Here is a 4,504-nt window from a genome sequence, read left to right on the forward strand (position 1 = left end):
GGCGCGGCGCGGCCCCGGGGGCTGCTTGCGATTCAAGGATGGAGGGACTTCGTGGAGCAGGTGTCACATGGCGACGGCCTTCACCGCGTCGGGGGACTTCTCCCGAACACCGGGACGGTACAGCGCGAAGGTCACGACGAGCCCGACGGCTGCGAGGCCGGCCGCCCACCAGTACGCGGTGGAGTAGCCGTGCAACGCCGCCCCGGCGATCACCTCGGGCGTGGCCTGCCGGCTGCTGAGATAGCTGCCCGCGGCGGTCGCCGCGAGCGTGTTGAGAACGGCGATCCCCAACGAACCACCGATCTGCTGCGAGGTGTTGACCGCCGCGGAGGCCACCCCGGCGTCATCCTCGTGAACCCGGTAGGTGGCCAGGTCGATCGCCGGCGCGTAGACCAGGCCGAGACCGAGGCCCAGGACGAGCAGCGGCGGCAGAATGCCTCCCGTGTAGGTGCTGTCCAGATCCAGGCGGGTGAACCAGACCATGCCCACGCCCAGCAGCGCCATCCCGAGGGGAATCACGATCTTCGGCCCCACCCGGGGCATCAGGACCCCCACGGCCAAGGCGGAGGCAACGACCAGTGCGGCGGGGATGGGCAGGAAGGCGAGCCCCGCCTCGACCGGGGTGTACTTGAGCGTCTGCTGCATGTAGTAGGCGAGGAACAACGCGACCGCGTACATGCCTCCGGTGGCGACCAGAATGGCGATCTGGGAGGCGCCTCGATCCCTGTCGAGGAGGATGCGCAGGGGCAGCAGCGGCCCGGCCGTCGTCGACTGCCAGTACGCGAAGAGGGCGATCAGGGCGAGGCCTCCGACCAGCAGACCCCAGCTGGCGGGAGAACTCCACCCGCGCGACTCGGCGTTGGAGAACCCGTAGACCAGGCCGAAGAGCCCCAGGGTGACGAGTACCGCACCGGGGACGTCGAGCTTGGGGCGCTGCTCCGCCCGCGACTGACGCTCGATCAGCAGCAGACCGCCCAGGAGCGCCACCGCCGCGAACGCCAGGTTGATGTAGAGGGTCCAACGCCAGTTGAGGTACTCGGTCAGCAGGCCGCCGAGCAGGTTGCCGAGCGCGCCGCCGGCGCCCGCGATGGCACCGAAGATCGCGAAGGCCCGGCCCCGCTCCTTGACGTCGGTGAAGATGGTCGTCAGCAGGGAGAGGGCCGCCGGGGCCAGCAGGGCACCCGAGATGCCCTGGATCGCCCTGGCCAGCACCAGGAGTTCGAAGCTGCCGGCGGCTCCGCCGAGCGCCGAGGCGGCGGCGAATCCGATGACACCCGCGAGAAAGGCCTGCTTGCGGCCGAAGAGATCGGCGACACGCCCGCCGATCAGCAGCAAGCTGCCGAAGGTGAGTGCGTAGGCGGTGACGACCCACTGCCTGTCGTTGTCGGAGAAGCCCAGGTCGGCCTGGGCGGACGGCAGCGCGATGTTCACGATGGTGGCGTCCAGCATGATCATCAACTGGGCCAGGCCAATCACGGCCAGCGCCCACCACCGCAGCGAGGACCGCGGGGACGGGGGGCCTGATTCGGGCGGGATGCCGGTGAGCTCAGTGGTGGATGCCGACATGGCGGTGCCACTCCGTTCGAAATAGATTGACTAACTGGATGGTTAATATTCCGAGGCAAGGCTGCCCGAGATCCGACGGCCCGTCAACACGACTTCGGGCAAAGAGCGATGGCCGGATGCGACGGAGGTCCGCGAGGGTCACTCCGCGAGTCGGATCCGGATGCCCACCGCGCGGTACCCGGACCCCTTCAGTCGGCTGCCCAGCAAGCCGACCCGCGCGACGAGGCCGTACTTGCGCTTCATCAGGTCGAGGTAGTGGACGGTGTCCCGGTCTGCGGGCAACTCGGCGACACCGGGCACGGATTCCCCCTTCGGGACTCCCCGCCAGTTGCAGGGGGCGACGGTCACTCGGCCGCTGTTGCGGATCCGTTTGACCTTGCCGGCGCCGGCCGCGCTCCACACGGCCAGGCAGTCCCCGTCCCCCATCACCCACACCGGAGTGGGCACGGCCCGCCCATCCCGGCGGAACGTCGTGAGAAGTACGTACCTGGATGCCGCCAGTCGTTCAACCGAACTGCCCGGCAAGGATGCTGAGGCGGATGGTGAGGTGGTCACCGCGATAGCGTAACTGGTTAGTTAACTCACTGTCGCCGCGAACCGACGTGGCGCCCGTCCCCAAGATGAGGAGTGCTGCGTGCTGAACTTCGCCTTGGCCGTGCTCGCCGGATTCGCCCTGGGCACCCCGGCCGTACCCTTCGGCCTCTCCTCCCTCCCCCCGCCCGTCGCGCTCGTCGCCGCACTCCTCGGCGCGGCCGGATGCCTGCTGTCCGCCGTCTTCGCGTCCGGGTGGCTGCGTACCCGCCGGCTGCTCTGGCGCTCGAAGCGGCGGCCCGTCACCGCCGGGCCGCCGCCCGAGAACCGCCGCAACCGCCGGAACCGCCTTGACGGCCCCACCGGCCGACGGGCCCGGCGCCTGGTGAACCGGTACGGCGTGATCGGCTTCGGCATCATCGGGCCTGCGCTCTTCGGCACCTGGGGATCGGCCATGCTTGGCACGGCGCTGGGCCTGCCCCGGTGGCGGCTGATCGGCTGGCTGATGGCCGGTGTCACCCTGTGGTGCACCGTCATGCTGCTCGCCTCCGAGGCAGTGATCGACGCCTTCGGACTGCGGTGACGACACACGCTGCGTACCGGTCCCTGATCGCGAGGAGCACGTCGCCGCGGCCCCCCGGCCTGCCTCGTCGTGGGTCTGCGCATCGCGCCGACCGTCGGCCCGGTCATCGTCGGGCGGTGGCAACTCACCGTTCCGGCGAGGCACTTCTCCCCCTCACCGGTTCACCCGGAGCAAGACCACCGACGGGACTCCCGAACGAATCGCCTCATGTCTCAAACGAATCCACCGTGGTTCCAGCGGCGAACGCGCTCACCTGGCGAGGGCACCGGGTCCTACGCCCCGGCAAGATCCAGTAGGCGCTGTTAGCATGACTCCCATGTCCCGAGCCGAGGCCACGAAGGCGCGCATCCTCCACGCAGCAACCCAGGAGTTCGCGGCGTACGGGATCGCGGGAGCCCGCGTCGACCGGATCGCCAAGGTCGCCTCGGCGAACAAGAACCTCATCTACGTCTACTTCTGCAACAAGGACGGGCTCTTCGACGCCGTCTTCGACGCACACCTCGGGCGCGGCCTCGACATGGTGCCCTTCACGCCTGACGACCTGCCGGGCTACGCCGGGCGGCTGTTCGACTTCTACCAGAAGCACCCCGAGGTGCTCCGCCTGGCGACCTGGCACCGGCTGGAACGCGGCACTGCCGTGGAACGGGACCCTGCCGTCGCCAAGCAGACCCACGACGACAAGCTCGCCTCCTTGGAAGCGGCTCGGAAGGGCGGAGTGGGCACACCGGGCTTCACCCCGGCCACACTTCTCACCCTCGTCCTGGCCATCGCCTCGGCCTGGAGCCCGACGAATGCCGCGAGCATGCCGGCGACGACTGTCCTGGCGTCGGACCCGGAGGACTGCCGGAACGCGATCATGGAGGCCGTGCGGCGCCTCCTGTGAGGGGCGGCGTGCATCACTCGCCTCCGCCACGTACCGCGGTGACCGCACACGTTCGCCGGGTTGCCGGGTCACGCGGCGGGGATGGGTCGGGATGCGCGCACCTGACCCGCTACGTTGCCGTGCCGGCGTCAGGGCGGTGCGTTCACGGGCGCCGGAGCGCCGGGTCCGCCCAGTGCGCCACGTCCGCACAGTCCTTCGCCGAACGGAACGCCCGGTCGACCTTGGCCCACACCAACGCGTCCCACTCGCCCTGCCGCTCGGTCAACCACGGGCCCAGGTCCGGACGCTTCCACGGCGTGATCTCCGCCGAGACGTCCAGGTCCTCGAAGGAGCCGACGATCTCCCACTCCTTCGAAAGTGCGTGCCGGGTCGCCGACTCCGCCTGCACCAGATGCGAGACCTTGCCCTCATCCCCGTGCGTGTCCGACACACGCGAACCCACCACCGCCCGAACCGGCACCGAAGCCGTCATGATGCTCACAGGAGGTCCCCTACCGCCCAGGCCAGCAGGCACCCTCGAACAGGCTGCACTCGAACGGGTGGACCTTTCTCGAAAAGGTGTCGTTCCGCTGGCGCATCGACCTTATCGTGACAACTCCGGGCATTGCGGGCAAATGCATCGAGGCCCACGTCGAGCGCGCCGCCTCCCACGCGGAGCGCTGGAGCCACCATGCACCCGTCACCGCGGCGTTCAACTTCGGCGATAACTGACCTGCAAGCAGCCATAGTTGAGCAGGACCAAGGCGGAGGCCCCGGCCTGCGGCAACCCCCGACCCAGCCCCACTCGCGCCAGCGAACGAGGCCTCCGATCTCGCCCAGCCGGCTTTTGACAAGTCGATTCGTTGCACCACCTCGCGGCAGGGTCGCGGCAGGCACCGACTGACGAAAAGGGCCACGTGACACCAACACGGGATCGACCCAGGGTGGCTCCACCTATCCCC

The 4,504-nt window shown here is 69.3% G+C and carries 6 protein-coding genes; 3 read left to right on the forward strand and 3 right to left on the reverse strand.

What is annotated here, in order from left to right; translation table 11 throughout:
* Positions 1 to 63: 63 nt before the first annotated feature.
* Positions 64 to 1,566 (reverse strand): MFS transporter, encoded by a 1,503-nt coding sequence (locus ACFU7Y_RS40700; protein ID WP_224279318.1) that lies wholly within the window; start codon positions 1,564 to 1,566, stop codon positions 64 to 66.
* 138 nt (positions 1,567 to 1,704) lie between these two features.
* Entirely contained in the window at positions 1,705 to 2,121 is a 417-nt protein-coding gene (locus ACFU7Y_RS40705; protein WP_380771428.1) for a PPOX class F420-dependent oxidoreductase, read from the reverse strand.
* 79 nt (positions 2,122 to 2,200) lie between these two features.
* On the opposite strand from ACFU7Y_RS40705, the gene ACFU7Y_RS40710 reads away from it, so the two are divergent.
* The gene (locus tag ACFU7Y_RS40710; protein ID WP_380771430.1) at positions 2,201 to 2,680 is read left to right on the forward strand and encodes a hypothetical protein; all 480 of its coding nucleotides are present in this window, start codon (positions 2,201 to 2,203) and stop codon (positions 2,678 to 2,680) included.
* A gap of 316 nt (positions 2,681 to 2,996) precedes the next feature.
* Positions 2,997 to 3,563 (forward strand): TetR family transcriptional regulator, encoded by a 567-nt coding sequence (locus ACFU7Y_RS40715; RefSeq protein WP_224279321.1) that lies wholly within the window; start codon positions 2,997 to 2,999, stop codon positions 3,561 to 3,563.
* A 142-nt stretch (positions 3,564 to 3,705) separates the two neighbouring features.
* On the opposite strand, the gene ACFU7Y_RS40720 is transcribed toward ACFU7Y_RS40715, so the two are convergent.
* A complete protein-coding gene (locus ACFU7Y_RS40720; RefSeq protein ID WP_380771432.1) occupies positions 3,706 to 3,993 on the reverse strand; it encodes a recombinase family protein in 288 nt (95 codons plus the stop codon).
* Between the two features lie 128 nt (positions 3,994 to 4,121).
* Between ACFU7Y_RS40720 and ACFU7Y_RS40725 the strand changes: the two genes are divergently transcribed.
* On the forward strand, positions 4,122 to 4,274 hold the full coding sequence (locus ACFU7Y_RS40725) for a hypothetical protein (RefSeq protein WP_380771434.1): 153 nt from the start codon (positions 4,122 to 4,124) through the stop codon (positions 4,272 to 4,274).
* The last annotated feature ends 230 nt before the right edge of the window (positions 4,275 to 4,504 follow it).

The sequence above is a fragment of the Kitasatospora sp. NPDC057542 genome, from assembly GCF_042801945.1.
GTDB lineage: Bacteria > Actinomycetota > Actinomycetes > Streptomycetales > Streptomycetaceae > Kitasatospora.

Excerpts from the sequence above, each read along its gene's own strand:
- ACFU7Y_RS40715 (WP_224279321.1), top strand. The coding sequence starts at position 2,997 with ATGTCCCGAGCCGAGGCCACGAAGGCGCGCATCCTCCACGCAGCAACC.
- ACFU7Y_RS40700 (WP_224279318.1), bottom strand. The coding sequence starts at position 1,566 with ATGTCGGCATCCACCACTGAGCTCACCGGCATCCCGCCCGAATCAGGC.